This is a genomic window from Vibrio sp. 070316B (genome assembly GCF_013114115.1).
In the GTDB taxonomy this organism is placed as follows: Bacteria; Pseudomonadota; Gammaproteobacteria; order Enterobacterales; family Vibrionaceae; genus Vibrio; species Vibrio chagasii_B.
The window spans coordinates 55,732-72,093 of record NZ_VTYC01000007.1; the positions used below are offsets into that span (position 1 = coordinate 55,732).

16 protein-coding genes are annotated in these 16,362 nt (G+C 44.3%); 11 read left to right on the top strand and 5 right to left on the bottom strand.

The window, feature by feature from the left end; all coding sequences use genetic code 11:
• Positions 1 to 306: 306 nt before the first annotated feature.
• Positions 307 to 1,713, top strand: coding sequence for a H(+)/Cl(-) exchange transporter ClcA (gene clcA, locus F0251_RS08010; RefSeq protein ID WP_171730737.1), 1,407 nt, complete (start codon positions 307 to 309; stop codon positions 1,711 to 1,713).
• A 206-nt stretch (positions 1,714 to 1,919) separates the two neighbouring features.
• The gene (locus F0251_RS08015; RefSeq protein WP_171730738.1) at positions 1,920 to 2,900 is read left to right on the top strand and encodes a TDT family transporter; all 981 of its coding nucleotides are present in this window, start codon (positions 1,920 to 1,922) and stop codon (positions 2,898 to 2,900) included.
• A gap of 153 nt (positions 2,901 to 3,053) precedes the next feature.
• On the opposite strand, the gene hmpA is transcribed toward F0251_RS08015, so the two are convergent.
• Positions 3,054 to 4,250: an NO-inducible flavohemoprotein gene (gene hmpA / locus F0251_RS08020; RefSeq protein WP_061030836.1), complete on the bottom strand. Its 1,197-nt coding sequence runs from the start codon at positions 4,248 to 4,250 to the stop codon at positions 3,054 to 3,056.
• A 370-nt stretch (positions 4,251 to 4,620) separates the two neighbouring features.
• On the opposite strand from hmpA, the gene norR reads away from it, so the two are divergent.
• Both norR and F0251_RS08030 read left to right on the top strand, forming a co-directional pair.
• Entirely contained in the window at positions 4,621 to 6,213 is a 1,593-nt protein-coding gene (gene norR, locus F0251_RS08025) for a nitric oxide reductase transcriptional regulator NorR (protein WP_061030835.1), read from the top strand.
• 89 nt (positions 6,214 to 6,302) lie between these two features.
• Entirely contained in the window at positions 6,303 to 6,662 is a 360-nt protein-coding gene (locus F0251_RS08030) for a glutaredoxin (RefSeq protein WP_008219334.1), read from the top strand.
• A gap of 106 nt (positions 6,663 to 6,768) precedes the next feature.
• Here F0251_RS08030 and F0251_RS08035 read toward each other — a convergent pair whose 3' ends face one another.
• On the bottom strand, positions 6,769 to 7,401 hold the full coding sequence (locus tag F0251_RS08035) for an OmpA family protein (RefSeq protein ID WP_008219336.1): 633 nt from the start codon (positions 7,399 to 7,401) through the stop codon (positions 6,769 to 6,771).
• A gap of 258 nt (positions 7,402 to 7,659) precedes the next feature.
• Here F0251_RS08035 and F0251_RS08040 point away from each other — a divergent pair, with 258 nt between their 5' ends.
• The 6 genes from F0251_RS08040 (at position 7,660) to F0251_RS08065 (ending at position 13,252) form a co-directional block, all read left to right on the top strand.
• Positions 7,660 to 8,286, top strand: a complete 627-nt coding sequence (locus tag F0251_RS08040; protein ID WP_061030833.1) for a thioredoxin domain-containing protein — start codon at positions 7,660 to 7,662, stop codon at positions 8,284 to 8,286.
• 56 nt (positions 8,287 to 8,342) lie between these two features.
• Positions 8,343 to 8,816 carry an FKBP-type peptidyl-prolyl cis-trans isomerase gene (locus F0251_RS08045; RefSeq protein WP_061030832.1) on the top strand — a complete coding sequence of 158 codons (474 nt, stop codon included), beginning with the start codon at positions 8,343 to 8,345 and terminating at the stop codon, positions 8,814 to 8,816.
• A 180-nt stretch (positions 8,817 to 8,996) separates the two neighbouring features.
• Positions 8,997 to 9,590, top strand: coding sequence for a TetR/AcrR family transcriptional regulator (locus F0251_RS08050; RefSeq protein WP_008219345.1), 594 nt, complete (start codon positions 8,997 to 8,999; stop codon positions 9,588 to 9,590).
• Positions 9,591 to 9,740: 150 nt separating this feature from the next.
• Positions 9,741 to 10,772: an NADP-dependent oxidoreductase gene (locus F0251_RS08055; protein WP_061030831.1), complete on the top strand. Its 1,032-nt coding sequence runs from the start codon at positions 9,741 to 9,743 to the stop codon at positions 10,770 to 10,772.
• A gap of 24 nt (positions 10,773 to 10,796) precedes the next feature.
• Positions 10,797 to 11,417: a glutathione S-transferase family protein gene (locus F0251_RS08060; protein WP_171730739.1), complete on the top strand. Its 621-nt coding sequence runs from the start codon at positions 10,797 to 10,799 to the stop codon at positions 11,415 to 11,417.
• A 152-nt stretch (positions 11,418 to 11,569) separates the two neighbouring features.
• Positions 11,570 to 13,252, top strand: coding sequence for an RluA family pseudouridine synthase (locus F0251_RS08065; protein WP_171730740.1), 1,683 nt, complete (start codon positions 11,570 to 11,572; stop codon positions 13,250 to 13,252).
• A gap of 135 nt (positions 13,253 to 13,387) precedes the next feature.
• On the opposite strand, the gene F0251_RS08070 is transcribed toward F0251_RS08065, so the two are convergent.
• From F0251_RS08070 to F0251_RS08080, 3 genes are all read right to left on the bottom strand, one after another.
• Positions 13,388 to 13,681: a YkgJ family cysteine cluster protein gene (locus F0251_RS08070; protein WP_080566553.1), complete on the bottom strand. Its 294-nt coding sequence runs from the start codon at positions 13,679 to 13,681 to the stop codon at positions 13,388 to 13,390.
• Positions 13,682 to 13,845: 164 nt separating this feature from the next.
• Complete coding sequence (locus tag F0251_RS08075) at positions 13,846 to 15,030, bottom strand: D-alanyl-D-alanine carboxypeptidase family protein (RefSeq protein WP_171730741.1); 1,185 nt, start codon at positions 15,028 to 15,030, stop codon at positions 13,846 to 13,848.
• A gap of 181 nt (positions 15,031 to 15,211) precedes the next feature.
• Positions 15,212 to 15,805: a DUF4136 domain-containing protein gene (locus tag F0251_RS08080; RefSeq protein ID WP_171730742.1), complete on the bottom strand. Its 594-nt coding sequence runs from the start codon at positions 15,803 to 15,805 to the stop codon at positions 15,212 to 15,214.
• Between the two features lie 268 nt (positions 15,806 to 16,073).
• Here F0251_RS08080 and F0251_RS08085 point away from each other — a divergent pair, with 268 nt between their 5' ends.
• Positions 16,074 to 16,328: a YgjV family protein gene (locus F0251_RS08085; protein WP_029627241.1), complete on the top strand. Its 255-nt coding sequence runs from the start codon at positions 16,074 to 16,076 to the stop codon at positions 16,326 to 16,328.
• The last annotated feature ends 34 nt before the right edge of the window (positions 16,329 to 16,362 follow it).

The window sequence follows — 16,362 nt, forward strand, 5'->3', positions numbered from 1 at the left end:
AACGAGGAACTAAAAACTTTGTTTCTGAATCCATCCAAATTGTGTGTAAAACCTCACTTCTCCTTGCGGTTCGTTATGTTGCTTTACGATTTAACTATGGTTCATTTTTGCGGTAATTCAAGTTACCACCCGAGAAACGATCAAAATTGTGACGGTGATTCCACTATATTGTCCATAGATCTTATTTATGTAATACACTACTTTCATAAATGAAATTCAACTTTGCATCTTTGCTGCTATAGGATAAGCAAGGGAGGCGTATAATTTACGACAGTCCCACCGCATCAACTCAGGAACCAACCTTCAATGACCAATAGAGAGAAATTTAAGCAATCCCTTTTAGCAAAAATGCCAAGGGGTGCTATCAACCAATTTCTTTCTAGAGACAAAGCTCCCGTTTCAGTGCTCATCCTTTCGTGCATTGTTGGTGTCCTTGCCGGTGTCGTTGGTACCTATTTCGAAGTTGCGGTTCATTTCATCACAGAAACACGTACCGATTGGCTAAAAGACGAGATTGGAAGCTATTTACCACTTTGGCTAGCTGCCTTTCTTATCAGTGCTGCATTCGCCTTTATTGGCTATTTCCTCGTTCATCGCTTTGCTCCTGAAGCCGCAGGGTCTGGTATTCCTGAGATTGAAGGCGCAATGGACGGGATGCGTCCGGTTCGTTGGTGGCGAGTTTTGCCCGTGAAGTTCTTTGGCGGTATGGGCGCACTCGGTTCAGGTATGGTGTTAGGTCGTGAAGGGCCAACCGTGCAAATGGGTGGTAGCATTGGTCGTATGGTCACTGACATCTTCCGTGTAAAAGATGATGACAGCCGCCACTCTTTACTAGCTTCGGGTGCGGCTGGCGGTTTAGCTGCTGCATTCAACGCACCACTAGCTGGGATTATGTTCGTTGTCGAAGAGATGAGACCGCAGTTTCGCTACTCGCTTATTTCTATCAAAGCCGTCATCATTTCTGCCGTTTCAGCCAACATTGTATTTCGCTCTATCAATGGGCAGTCGGCTGTTATTACCATGCCTCAGTATCAACAACCGGATCTGAGTGCGCTTTGGTTATTCTTATTATTGGGCGTACTGTTCGGTATGTTTGGGGTGATATTCAATAAACTTATCACCCTTTCACAAGACATGTTTGTCGCAATACATAAGAACGACCGTAAACGTTACTTGATTACAGGTACTTTGCTTGGCGGGTGCTTTGGCCTATTGCTTCTCTATATTCCAGAGTTGACTGGTGGTGGTATTGGCATTATCCCAAATGTCACCAACGGCAATTACAGTGCCAATATATTACTGCTTATCTTTTTAGGGCGCGTACTAACCACGTTACTCTGTTTCGGCTCTGGCGCACCGGGCGGTATCTTTGCGCCGATGCTAGCACTGGGCACGCTCTTTGGTTACGCATTCGGGCTTATCGCGGCAGCACTCTTTCCTGAGCTGAATATAGAACCGGGCATGTTTGCGATTGCAGGTATGGGCGCACTGTTCGCAGCTACTGTACGTGCACCGATTACAGGGATATTACTGGTTATCGAAATGACCAATAATTACTACCTGATCTTACCGTTGATCATCACTTGTCTTGGTGCCGTAATCATTGCCCAAATGTTAGGTGGTCAGCCGATTTACAGCCAACTCCTCAACCGCACACTAAAAAACGAGAAATTGAGACAACAAGATCTCCCTCAACAAGAGGAAGTTCGTTAATAATAAATAACTCATGAAACAAAAGCACACATTCAACGTGCTTAATGTCCCGATTTCGCATCAAAATCAAAAAAGCAAACGTTAAACTTGGTATCATCCACTCAAAATTAGTTGAGCGCCCTCAACATCTATTGAAGGCACAACTGCACGCTCTAACTAGAGCAAAAATTCTAATGTTTGATAAATAACTAAGTTGGAGCAAGTCGTTGAACTGGAGAAGATTAACCCAAGTAAAAAATGTGCCGCCATCACAGGCGTCTTTAGCACTTGGTGTTATTGGGCTAGGACAGGCGTGGGCACTGTATCTCCCGGGGGTTGGTGAGATCATTCGTCCTTATCTCGCCGCATTCGGCGCGCTATTATTACTGCCAGTTTTACTTCGTTATCTCACCAGCTTTAATACCTTCATCAATGATATTCGTCACCCGCTTAGTGGAAGCCTAATGGCACCAATGAGCATGGCACTGTTGATCCTGTGCGACTATTTAGCCGAGATCTCCACCATAATCGCCTACCCAATATGGTTCTGTGCTCTATTGCTGCATTTTACTATGATGGTGTTGTTCTTCAGTTTCCAGATCATCAACTTCAAAATGTCGAACATTGTTCCAAGTTGGTTCCTATATCCAGTAGGCTTGATCAGTAGTTCATTGGCAGGCACACAGTTTGGCCACACCGTATTTTCAGAAACGCTTGCAGCAACCTGTATTGGTATCTATTTCTTCATGCTCCCTGTGGTGCTATATCGCTTGGTGTTTGAAGGGAACCTTCCACGCAGAGCAAGACCAACACTGGCAATCATGGCCGCTCCGGTAAACTTGTCTTTAGCCGCGTACTTGGTCAACTTTAACAATCCAGATCCTATTCTCACAGGCGCATTGTCAGGTATCGCCATCACCATGACATTGTTGATTTACCTATGTTACATCCGCTTAATGCGCTTGAAGTTTCAACCTTCAATAGCGGCTGTCACCTTCCCTTCTGTTATCAGTGCCATCGCCATGCATCGTTTAACTACATTTTTCGGTGCAGAATACCCACAATGGTACTGGCTACACAAGTTTGGCTTCTTCGAGCTCACCATCGCAACTATCTTAGTGATTTGGGTCGCAGGCGGTTACGTGAAAATGTACTGGCCCGAGCTTTTTGACCCCGATTACATGTCTAAGAAAGTGAAACGTTCTTAATCAACTCAAAAACACTTTCTAACTCGCTGAATCCGCGGTTCTACACAACAAAAAAGGCCTCACACTGTGAGGCCTTTTGAATAGGCAAGGTTTTTAATAGATCAGGCGAGTGTTAACACAACTCCCTAGAGTTCTTAAAAGTTAGCGTGGTTCTTAGAAGTTCGCGTGAGGGCCAAATACTTCATAGTGAACTCGTGAACGACAAACGTTTAGCGCGTCTAGTTGCTCTACGATGTTCTTCATAAAGCCAACCGGACCACAAATGTAGAAGTCGCTCTCTTCAAAACCTTTCGTGTCAGAAATAGACGCTAGGTTCATTTGACCTTCGTGCGTATTCTCACACGCAGATGCTTCTTTGTTCATGTACCAGGTTTTTGCTTCCCAACCTTTATCGGCAACGATATCTTTCACACGTTTAGTGAATGAGTGTTGGCCTTCATTTTCACAAGCGTGTAGGTAAAGTACTGGCTCATTTTTCTCTTCAGTATTCAGGAACTCAAGCATAGACTGCATTGGCGTTACACCAACACCTGCAGAGATAAGCGTTACTGGCTTACTGCGCTCTTGATACATGAAGTCACCCGCTGGAGCATAAAGGCTTACTTCATCACCGATAGCAACCGTGTCGTGTAGGTGGTTAGAAACCACGCCCTGTGTTTCTTGGCCATGGCCTTCACGCTTAACAGAGATGCGGTATTGCTTACCGTTCGGCTTGTCTGATAGTGAGTATTGGCGAATTTCACTGTATTGCGCGCCTTCTGGCTTAACTTCGATACCGATGTATTGACCAGGCGTGTAGTCTAGAACGTCACCGCCATCTTTTGGTTGTAGAATAAAGCTTGTTACTAGTGCTGACTCTTCAATCTTGTCTGCAATCACGAATGTACGTGCCGCTTCCCAGCCGCCAACAGCTTGTTTGCGTTGTAGGTAAAGCTCAGCTTCACGATCGATGAATACTTGAGCCAAGAAAAGGTAAGCCGCTGTCCACGCCTCTTCTACTTCAGGAGTAAACGCGTCTGTTGCCAATTCGCGTAGTGTTTCAATCAGGTGTAAACCAACAATTTGGTAGTGTTCTGGTTGAATGTTAAAACTTGTGTGTTTGTGAGCAATACGTTCAACCGCTGTTGTTAACGCTGCTAGGTTTTCAATGTTCTTTGCATATGCCGCGATAGCTTCAAACAGTGCTACGCCTTGGCGACCTGTTCTTTGGTGAGTCATATTGAAGATATCTTTTAACTCAGGGTTATGCGTGAACATACGTTGATAAAAGTGCTGAGTTAAAGCTGGGCCTGCGCTCTCAAGTAGAGGAATAGTAGATTTGATGATTTCGATATGTGCATTGTTAAGCATGAATTTACTCCGAACACTGAGCCTTATGACCTATTATGTCATTTTGACTACTTAAAAATTAAGAATGACTTATCGATTTTCTGAAAGCTTAGTTATTCTTAGAAACTGAGTTATTTTGACTCGTTTTCATTTCAAAAAATCGCGAAACCTGATTAATGCCACCTGATTGATTGAGATCAAGAATAGTCTGTTTAATCAGCGCTATAATTGGGCTTCACTGTCTGTTTAGCACAATCAGTGCCAACTTTTTCGAGCCCCGCCACCACTCGCTTTATTCTCAAAACCGCCTTTATAAAAATGTCAAAAAGACCTTTTTTTTAAGTCAATAAGACTCTATAGTGTATATAAACACACACAGTTAGAGTTTTTTATGCAAGATATCTCCGCATCTACCCTCATGGAAATGACCATTGGCCTCGCAAGTGGTGTGAACGATCAAGATCGTTTTAACCGCCTTATCGATGCCATTCGTAAAACCATCACGTGTGATTGTGTCGCGCTATTAAGCCTTCAAGGTGACACGTTAGTCCCCGTTGCAATGCAGGGGCTCAGTCGCGACACGTTCGGTCGTCGGTTCATCATTTCAGAGCACCCACGCTTTGCGGAGATATGTGCATCTCGCTCTCCTGTTCGTTTCGATTCTGACAGTTCACTGCCTGATCCTTTTGATGGTCTACTGATCGACCATGATGGCGACCTTCCGATGCACGCTTGTATGGGACTGCCTTTACTATTTGGCGATAAACTATTGGGCGTTCTGACGCTAGACAGCCTAAAACCAGACGTCTTCGCTAACATTCCAGCACGTAACCTTGAAGTATTAGCAGCCATTGCGGCGTCAAGCATGCAGATGGCATTGACCTTTTCTCAGCTTGAACATCAAGCAAAACAATCCAAACAGTTGTTAGAAGAGTTGAACGTTGAAGCTTGGGAACGCGACGGCGGTGAGTTGATCGGTAACAGTGACACCATGGTTGCACTTAAGAACGACATCGCTGTAGTAGCACCTTCAGAATTCAATATTCTGATTCACGGTGACACAGGTGTAGGTAAAGAACTGGTCGCTCGCACTCTGCACCATCAATCGCAACGTAAGCGTAATCCATTAGTTTACGTAAACTGTGCTGCGATTCCTGAAAACCTAGTTGAAAGTGAATTGTTTGGTCACGTACGTGGCGCATTTACAGGTGCAGACAAAAACCGTTTAGGTAAGTTTGCGTTAGCCGATGGCGGCACCCTATTCCTTGATGAAATTGGTGAACTGCCGTTAGCCGCGCAAAGTAAATTACTGCGTGCCCTGCAAAACAATGAAATTCAGCCTGTAGGTCAAGACAATATCCAAACCATAGATGTACGCGTATTGGCGGCCACTAATAGAGATTTAAAGCAAGAAGTGGAAGACGGTCGATTCAGAGCTGACTTGTACCACCGATTAAGTGTATACCCTATTGCGGTTCCTGCATTGAAAGATCGTGGTGACGACATCAGCTTGCTAGCGGGCTTCTTCCTGGAACAAGCGCGTCGTAAGTTGGGGATCAACCAAGTGAAATTCCGCTCTGACGTTCTTTCTTTCCTAAACCGTTATGGTTGGCCGGGTAACGTGCGTGAACTTGAGCACGTGATCAGTCGCTCAGCATTGAAAGCATTAGCGCGTAGCACCAATAAAAACCTGGTGACAATTACTAAAGAAGATTGTGGTCCACTCGACCAAGATCAGCCTATTGCGACGACCCAGGTGAAGAACACACCGTTATCGACACCAACGATCGACCTTTCTGCAGGGCTACGTGGCGCAACGGACGATTTTCAACGCAGTATCATCACTGAGGTGTTGGAAGATGCCAACTTTAACTGGGCACAAGCTGGGCGAGTTCTGAAAACAGACCGAGCAAACCTGACTCGACTGTCTAAGCGTTTAGGGTTAAATGTGGCTAAGTCTCACACGATTGAACGGACAAAATAGATATTAGCGGTTTGTTGCGAGCATCTGACAAAACTTGTGTATATAATGCTGCAAATTGTAACGCTAATTTTAAATATGTAGAGAGAGTTATGAAGTTTATCCGTTGGTTCTTAGGTCGTGTGATTTTGCTATTAAATTTTGTTTTTACCCCTCGTGGCGTGAAGCGTTCTCAAGAAGAACAAAGCCAAGTGAATGAGCAAGCAAAAACGCACACGTTATACCAATTCGAAGCGTGCCCATTTTGTGTAAAAGTGCGCCGCGCGATGAAACGTCAATCGGTTCAGTTTGAACTTCGTGATGCTAAAAATAACGAACAGCACCGTGCAGAGCTTGAAGCGGGCGGCGGTCGTGTGAAAGTACCTTGCCTACGTATTGAAAAAGACGGAAAAACTGAGTGGATGTACGAGTCTTCAGACATCGTTGCTTACTTAGAAAAGCAGTTTGCATAAGCTGAAAAGCTAAGCGAAAGTCAGATACAAAAAATCCCTCAAATGTGAGGGATTTTTTATGTCTGTTATTTGCGTATTCTTCACTTGGGAACAAAAACGCTAAAGGTTATTTGGCGACGATAAGCATCAGTTCCACGCGGCGGTTACACGCCTTACCTTGCGGTGAAGCGTTGGTACATGCTGGAACATACTCACCAAAGCCGCGAGTGTAAATAGAACGACTCGATACATAGTTGCTCTCTAAGCGAGCTTTCACCTCTTTTGCACGCTGCTCTGACAAAGGATCATTAATACGATCTGTGCCTGTATTATCAGTATGACCTTCAATCACGATATCGATGTCTTGGCGCTGAGAAAGGTAACTACCAAGTGTGTCCAACCATTGGTTATAAGCCGGCTCTGGGAAGGCTGACCCTGTCTTAAAGTTCACGTGTTGCTCAAGCTTAACCATCACGTGGTTACCCGGCAGTACTTCAAAATCGATACGGTTTTGTCTTAAAAACACTTCTAGCGGATCATTCGTCGACACACCACGACCATAGTTAGTAGTTATGGTTTTTTGATGAGAATGGCTCTGCATTGAGTAACCGCGGTTGCTCGCTGTACCTGTAGTTTGAACCACACCCCACTCTGGGTGCATCAGGTCATAGTCGGTTTGCGGTGCCGTCTCTAACAGGTTATCACCTAGCATACCGGTTGGTAATGTTGTCTCACACCCAGCCAAAGCTATGCTTAACATTATCGCTAAATATCTCATTACTTCACCAACCACTCATGCAGATAAATCATTTACTAATGTCTATATCGGCATCGAGAAAAAAACTTTAGACAAAATGAGAACACATCTTAAAAAAGTGCTTTTGATCACAGTTAACCGTCAACTAGCCTGTCTTCGCTCGCTAGTTCGAACTGTTTGCATTTATTTACCTTATAATTGTTTTCCAATTCCGACTAAATAGTTAGAATCTCACGACTTCTTAACGCTAGAGTAAACATCATGTTTAAACCATTTACTAAATTCATCACTGCAATTGTTGCTGTACTTGTTATCGCCGGTTGTAGTGAAACAGACGAGCCACAAAAAGGTGTTCAATACGAAGCACTTCCTACCGCTCTAACAGAATTTAACTTGTCTCCGATCACTGAAATCTTCTCTCTAAACTGTGGTCACTGTCGTCAAATGGAAAGTGCAATTCCAGAGATTGAGTCGCTTACAGACCAAACCATTGGCAAGATGCACGTAACATTCAATGAAAGTGCTCAAATCAGCGCAATGATCTACTACACAGCAGTGATGCAGCTTAATGCAACGCCAGACCACGCTTTCATGGACGACTTATTCGGCGCTGTTCAAATGGGTGCAGACGCAACACCAGAGCAACGTCAACAAGCGCTAGAAACCGCTTTTACTTCTCGCGGTTTGGTTAGCCCGTACCAATTGAACAAAGAACAACAGGTAACGCTTTTTGACTATGTTAAAAAAGCAGAAGAAGTTTCAGTAAAAGGTCAGATCAACTCAGTACCAACGTTTATCGTTAACGGCAAATACCAAGTACTGACAGCTGGGCACCAAGACGTTGCTGGCATCGCAAAAACGATCAACTACCTTTTGACTCAACCATAAGCGCGGCTTTAGTCAGCTCATCAATAAACTAAGCAATAAATACAATAGGTTTTACTATGTCTAAATTTGTCATCCCGGTCATCGTCTTTCTTTTGGCGGGTTTCATGATTTACCGTACTTGGACAAATCATAAGTCTGGTGCAGAAAACTTCGAACAAGGTCAACAGTTCCTGCTAGAGAACGGAAAAAAAGAAGGTGTGATCACGACTGAAAGCGGTCTTCAATACCTAGTTCTTGAAGAAGGTTCAGGTACAGAGCACCCAACTAAAAACAGCAAAGTAACGGTTCACTACCACGGTACTCTGATTGACGGTACGGTTTTCGATAGCTCTGTAGAACGTGGCGAGCCAATCTCATTCGCTCTTAAGCAAGTAATCAAAGGCTGGCAAGAAGGTTTGACTTACATGGTAGAAGGCCAAAAGGTTCGCCTATTCATTCCAAGCACGCTAGGTTACGGCAAAGGTGGTACAGGTCCTATCCCACCATCAGCAACACTGATTTTTGACGTTGAGTTAATCTCTATCCAGTAATCTACTCGCTTGAAAGTGAGCATTACGTTAAGCCCCGACATGCAGAACATGCCGGGGCTTTTTATTCGTAAGTCATTACTTTAAATCGCCTTATCACTGGCGACCATCCAGTTGACACGTATAATCAAGTAAAAACACAGCCACTAGACGACTGGTCTAATTTAAATTATAGTATCGACCATGAACGAGAAAACAAATGACACGCGCCTGCATATTTTGAATGTTGGCTATCAATTAATAGTGAACAACGGCTTCAATGGCGTTGGCTTATCACAATTGCTTAAAGAAGCGGAAGTACCGAAAGGATCGTTTTACCACTACTTTAAATCGAAAGAGCAATTTGGTGAGGCGTTAATTCAGCACTATTTTGAAAACTACATCACTAAGATTGAATCCATTTTAGTGCACGGTGAAGGCAACCATTATCAACGAATTCTGGGTTACTTTTCACTATGGGCGAAAACTGAAGATGGCACCTGTAACGCACACAAGTGTTTAGTGGTTAAGCTCAGCGCTGAAGTTTCTGACCTTTCTGATCCTATGCGCCAGGCTCTGCTAAAAGGTGCTGAGAAAGTCACAATAACCATTCAACAATGTATTGTTGGCGGTATTGAAGATGGCTCTATCTCGGTAGAAAACAGTCAAGAAGCGGCCCAGAACCTATACTCAATGTGGCTAGGCGCTAGTTTATTAAGCAAGTTAAGCCAAAGTTCACATAGCTTAGAATCGGCATTACGCCTTACCGAACAAATTTTAAAAGGTGAAAGCCATTAACGCGCACTGCGTTTTATTGGCATTGACTTTTTTAGCTCAAAAGAAATCACCCGCCCTCTTATCAATTTGATGACGGCGGGATTTTTAGGAAATAAAACTAGACGACTGGTCTAATTCTAAATAAACACAATATAAAATTAAGGACATCCAATGACTCAACAAGACAATCGTCGCATCGTATTGGCTTCTCGCCCTGTCGGCGCACCAACTCAAGATAACTTCCGCTTAGAAACCGTTGCCGCACCAAAAATCAATGATGGTGAAATGTTACTACGCTCGGTTTACCTATCTCTCGACCCTTACATGCGTGGCCGTATGAGTGATGCAAAATCTTACGCCGATCCAGTTGCTATTGATGAGGTGATGGTTGGTGCAACTGTGTGTCAGGTCGAAGCATCAAACAACAGCAATTATGAAGTTGGCGAATGGGTATTGGCTTACACAGGTTGGCAAGATTATGGCGTGTCGAACGGTGAAGGTCTTATCAAGCTAGGAAAAGCGCCGACTCATCCTTCTTACGCATTGGGCATCATGGGCATGCCAGGCTTTACCGCTTACATGGGTTTACTGGATATCGGCCAACCGAAAGAAGGCGACACGTTAGTGGTAGCGGCTGCAACTGGTCCAGTTGGCGCTACCGTAGGACAAATCGGTAAACTAAAAGGCTGTCGTGTCATTGGCGTGGCTGGCGGTCAAGAAAAGTGCCAGTACGCGAAAGAGGTTCTTGGTTTCGATGAATGTATCGACCACAAGGCAGATGACTTCGCAGAGCAATTGGCGAAAGCGTGTGAAAATGGCATCGACGTTTACTTTGAAAACGTTGGCGGCAAGGTATTCGATGCAGTAATGCCTCTACTTAATACAGGCGCTCGCATTCCTGTTTGTGGCCTTATCTCACAATACAATGCAACGTCACTCCCTGAAGGCCCAGATCGCATGTCTAGCCTTATGGGCACCCTTCTAGTTAAGCGCATTAAGATGCAAGGCTTCATCATCTTCGACGACTACGCGCACCGTTACAACGAGTTCGCAACTCAAATGACTGAATGGTTGTCTCAAGGAAAAATGCACTACCGCGAGCATCTAATTGAAGGCCTAGATGAAGCACCACAAGCATTCATGGGTCTGTTAGAAGGTCAGAACTTCGGCAAACTTGTTATCAAAACTAACGAACCAAAATAGCTCAAGGATAGAATAGACAGAACTATGATTACTTTACATCACCTTAATAAGTCGCGTTCTAAGCGCATCATCTGGCTACTGGAAGAGCTTGGTGTCGACTATCAAATCAAACCTTACCAACGAGACAGTGTCACGTTTTTAGCACCACCTGAACTGAAGTCTGTTCACCCTCTAGGCAAATCTCCAGTCATTGAAGATGATGGCGTGGTGATCAGCGAATCTGGCGCGATTACTGAGTATCTCATCGACAAGTTTGGCGGAGGTAAATTTGCACCAGCACGTGGCACAGCTGAATACGTTGAGTATTCTCAGTGGCTACACTTTGCCGAAAGTTCGGGGATTTTACCAATGCTGCTTAAGATCTTCGTGATGAAAGACGGCGCCGAAACAAACTTCCTTGGTGGTTACGCTGATGACGAAAATCAAAAGATCCTGACCTTCGTAAACCAATCTCTTGAAGGCAAAACCTATCTTGTAGGCGAAACACTCACTGGTGCCGATTTTATGATGTCATTCATCGTAGAAATCGTCGGTAACTTTGGTGCAACTGCGCTTTACCCTAACATTGCCAAATACGGTGAGCTCTTGGCGAGCCACCCTGCTTACCAAAAGGCAGAGCAACTCGAGTTAGAACACTCCAATTAATTGATTTTCAGTCTATTCAATGCCTCCATAGCGTGAAAATGACTGTCTAAATGAAGCCAAAGCCGATTTATCTTTCGCTTTGGCTTCTCATTTACCTTCATTTCGACAACAATATCGAGCTCTAAACTGAATACCCATAGAGTTTGATCTTCATGTCAGCAAACCTTGCTCAATACACACCACTGCACACGTTAAACCAAACAGCGAATCAAACCTTATCGCTGCCAGAGCGTTTTACATTCCCGTATTACTATACTCCGCATCCACTGTGTGAAATAGCGATGCAGCAGCTTCAACAGTCACTGCTTGACTGTGGTGTGAATGAAACATCACAAGGTAATCTCTATGCCGTTCTTCTGGTTCAACACCCTCAAACTCAAGAATTGGGCTACCTTTCTGCGTTCTCAGGTTTGCAGCTAGATTCGTCTTTGGAGCCTCTGGTGTCGAGTACCGCCTTTGTTCCTTCTGCTTTTGATAAGCAGAGGTTTCAGGCCCTAAACACGCAAGGCTTAATCCTACAAGCGACATTAGCTAACGACATTACGAACCTAGAGCAAACTCATAACCTAAATGAACTGACTTCAACGCTAAGCGGGCTTAAAAACGACGCAAACAAAGCAATAGAAGCCTTTCAGCTCACCATGGCCGCCAACAAAGCACAGCGTAATGAGCTTAGAGAGCAAGCAGCTCAAGAGAAAGATCTAGGAAACCCAGAATCTGCGGCCAACCTACTTAAGCAGTTAGGAAATCAAAGCAGCCAAGAGAAGCGCGACCTAAAAGCACTTCGGATCGAGTGGAAGCAGAAGATCGCTGAAAAACAATCACAAGTAGACGCTATCGAAAGCGAGCTTAAAAGCCGTAAGAACGACTACCAGGCCATTTCTGCAGAGTTAGAAACACAGCGCTTGTCTCACTATCGTTTTATCAACCAAACGGCAGAATCAAAGAGCCTAGTTGAATTGTTGGATGGTAAAGACGCGCTTGAAGGCTCTGGCGACTGCTGCCTGCCAAAGCTGCTTAATTTTGCCTTTGAATACGGCTTTAGACCGTTGGCTTTAGCTGAGTTTTGGTGGGGATTACCGCCAACAGATATCATTCGACAACACGGGAACCTCTACCCAGTTTGCCAGAGCAAAAGCTTTGAGATCCTTGAACACCAGCTAAACGGCATTGATCTAGAGGATAATCCGCTTATCGTAAACCCTGCGGTGGGTAAGTCGTTTGATATTGTTTATGAAGATGAAGAAATCGTGATCGTGAACAAGCCTGAAGAGTTCTTGTCTGTTCCTGGTAAGTTCATCGAAGACTCAGTGTATACGCGTATAAAAGCGCGCTACCCAGATGCTACAGGCCCTTTGATTATCCATAGATTGGATATGTCGACATCTGGCTTGTTGATCTTGGCGCTAACAGCCGAGTCCAACAAGCACATCCAAAAGCAGTTCATCGATAGAACGGTCGAAAAGCGTTACACCGCACTACTTGATGGCGAAATAACGGGTGAATCTGGTGACATCAGCCTTCCTTTGCGTGGCGATATCACCGACAGGCCAAGACAGCTGGTTTGTCATGAGCACGGACGTAACGCAGAAACGCACTGGCAAGCCGTCAGCACTAATAACGGCAAAACCAAGGTGCACTTGTATCCTAAAACAGGCCGTACCCACCAGCTACGCGTACACTGCGCTCACCCACAAGGACTTGGCGTACCGATTCGTGGTGATGACCTATATGGCTATAAGCGCGAACGGCTGCACCTTCATGCGGGCTACCTCAAACTGATTCACCCAACCACCGGGGAATGGATGGAATTTGAAGTGCCTTCTAAGTTCTAAATCGACTCGTTCTCACACAAAACTAAATCAGTAAAACGAATCAGGGCTCTATATCAAATCGAGATATAAAGCCCTGACTTTCAAGAAATCGTGTATTGATATTAATAATATGGATCAACCGGCTGCCAACACAACCTAACCCATCACCTCTTTACGCTGGTCGACACACTCAAACGAGCCCATTTCGAACTCACGGCAGATCCATGGTCGGTTTTCATAGATGGTACACATCAGTGTTTCCCTATCTACCGCTGAGCACCAACCATCATCAAGACGTTTCATGGTTTCACCGCCCCACTCATCGTAAGCAATATGCTCTTCTGGGACACCGGTATCTGTGATGATCATAACCTCTAAACGACAACAGCATGCCTGGCAATTGGCGCAAGTTACTTCAGGTTCGGTGATGTTCTTTATCTCTATGGTCATAAGTAACTACACTGCTAAATTTTGCGTATAGTAATCGAAACCATCAGCGACTGCTAATAAAGAACGTTATTCACCTCGCTTTGTCCCGTTCTAAAACAACAAAAGGCGCTGTGATCAAATCACAGCGCCCAGTCGTTTTACTTTTCTCTCTGGTGCCAGTTCGTTTAGAACAGACTTGAGAAGAACAATTTAATGTAGTCCATCAAACGTTTGAACAAGCCCCCCTGCTCAACCGATTCAAGTGCGATCAAAGGCTGAGTTTGAACATCTTCACCATCAACCGTGTAATGAACGACACCTAAAGTCTGACCTTCTGCAATCGGCGCTTTGAGTTCCGAGTTTAGTTCGATAGAAGCGGTTAGCTTTTTGCTGTCTGACTTAGGTAGCGTGATAAACGTGTCTTCTGCAACCCCAAGCTTCAATGTGTCTTGGTCACCAAACCATACTTTCTCTTCAGCCACTTGGTCCCCACCTTGGTGGACATTAAGCGTATCGAAGAATCGGAAACCGTAGCTTAAAAGCTGCTTGCTGTCTAACTCACGGCTTTTAACACTCGATGCGCCCATCACTACTGCAATAAGCCTCATTTCACCTTGTGTTGCCGAGCTCGCTAAGCTGTAGCCTGCACCAGAGGTGTAACCCGTTTTCATACCATCAACCGTCAAGCTTCTATCACGAAGCAAGCCATTACGGTTGTGTTGAGTGATGCCGTTGTAACTGAAAGAACGTTCGCTGTATAAGCCATAGACATCTGGAAGATCTTTAATGATTGCTCGGCCAAGTAGCGCGATATCGTAAGGTGTTGAATACAAGTCTTCCGCATCTAAACCGTGTGCATTGGCGAAATGGGTATTTTCCAATTTCAGAGAAGTCGCCCAAGAGTTCATCAAATCAACAAAGGCATCTTGAGAACCCGCGACGTGTTCTGCGATTGCAACACTGGCATCATTACCCGATTGAATAATCAAACCGCGGTATAGATCCATCATCGCCACATCGGTATTTACTTCTATGAACATTTTTGAGGAGTCTGGGAAATTCTTCGCCCAAGCGTTTTCACTGATTCTTACTTTGTCATCTGCAGAAATGTTACCTCGCTTCATCTCTTGACCCGCCACATAGCTGGTCATCAGTTTGGTTAAACTTGCAGGGTTTAGCTTGGTATGTGCATTTTTTTCGACGAGCACATCACCAGAATTAAAGTCGATTAACACATAGCCTTTGGCGCCTAAACTAGGCGGAGCCGGTACGATAGAAGGTGCGGCGATAGCTGCTGTGCTAACCATCGCTGCGTTACTTACAATGAATATACTTAATAGAGGAAGAGAGTATTTTGAGAACAGTTTCATTGAATTAAACCTAAGTTAACGTTTTGACCAGTATAGACAAATGCCAGCAAAAGAAGCGCGAACTTTACGTAGCTTTACGCAAATGTACCTTTAGTTACAAATAAAAAAGTATATTCTGCGATTTGTCTATTTTTTCAACTGTTAATATTGACCAGGAAAATACTCTCTTGTTCAAACATTCTTAATTTATCTTTGGTATGCGTCTAAATAGCATCTCAACAAAGCCAGAAATGCGCTGTTTGCTCTCGCTTGCTTCTAGGTCAGGCTTAATCCCCGATTGAGCTAACGCTTGCCATTGGATCATCTGAGAATTTGGTAGCGAAAATACTATGTATAATGAACCTTTTTCAGTGAGTTTTCCTTTGCCATCATAGAAAGGAACGCCCGTAGAAAGCTGTACCGCCTCGAAAATTGAATTGTCATTCAGCTCTGACTCTTCTGCCAGTCCAAATCCAACTACCACATCGCCGATGCCACCCCCCGACTCCAAGCGATACCCTTTTTCCGTTAGCTGCGCTTCAATTGCGTCACGCACCATATCGGTAACCACAGTTTCATTGTACTTTTTAGAAAGGAATACCTGTTCCGATTGTGGGTGCCATGAATAAGTTGATACGCCATTTTTCATGAACTCAAAGTCGCCGCTGATCACGACACCATAATCATGGACGGGCGGCTGTTCTTGGGTAGTACATGCTGTCAGACCAATGCTCATCAAGGTCACAAGCACAGTGGTCTTTATGCTTTTTGTTGCACAAATGGATCGTTTTATCATGGTTAGAGCCTTTACCTATATACCAATAACTATCAATTTAACCACCAACATAAATGGTAATTATGTTAGTAGAAAGTGCATTAAACGTTTGCGTAATCGCTAACCTTCACTTCTACCTATTTTGGGGGTTTAATCACAAAAACGGAGTTGGTATAGTCTACCCCGTAAAACATAACCAGACCATTCGAGGCACGGAGCTTCCTCAATCATCTCATGAAGAGAAGAATTGGTACCGACAAAGTATCGGCAAATTTAAGAGGGTCAAACAATGGAATTCAATATGGTTGAGATTTTAGGTTACGCTGCGTCTATTATGGTCGCAATTTCATTAACAATGAAAGATATCGTTCGCCTGCGTGTCCTTAATTTTATTGGCTGTGCACTCTTCACAGCATACGGCGTTATGATTGACGCTTGGCCAGTGGTTGCAACCAACGGCTTCATCGCATGCGTAAACATCTACTTCCTTGCAAAAATGCAAAAGGAAAAAAAAACGGAAGCGATGAAAGAAGCAAAAGCTTAATTTAGCGACTAGCGATTTCAAACTATTCTGAAAA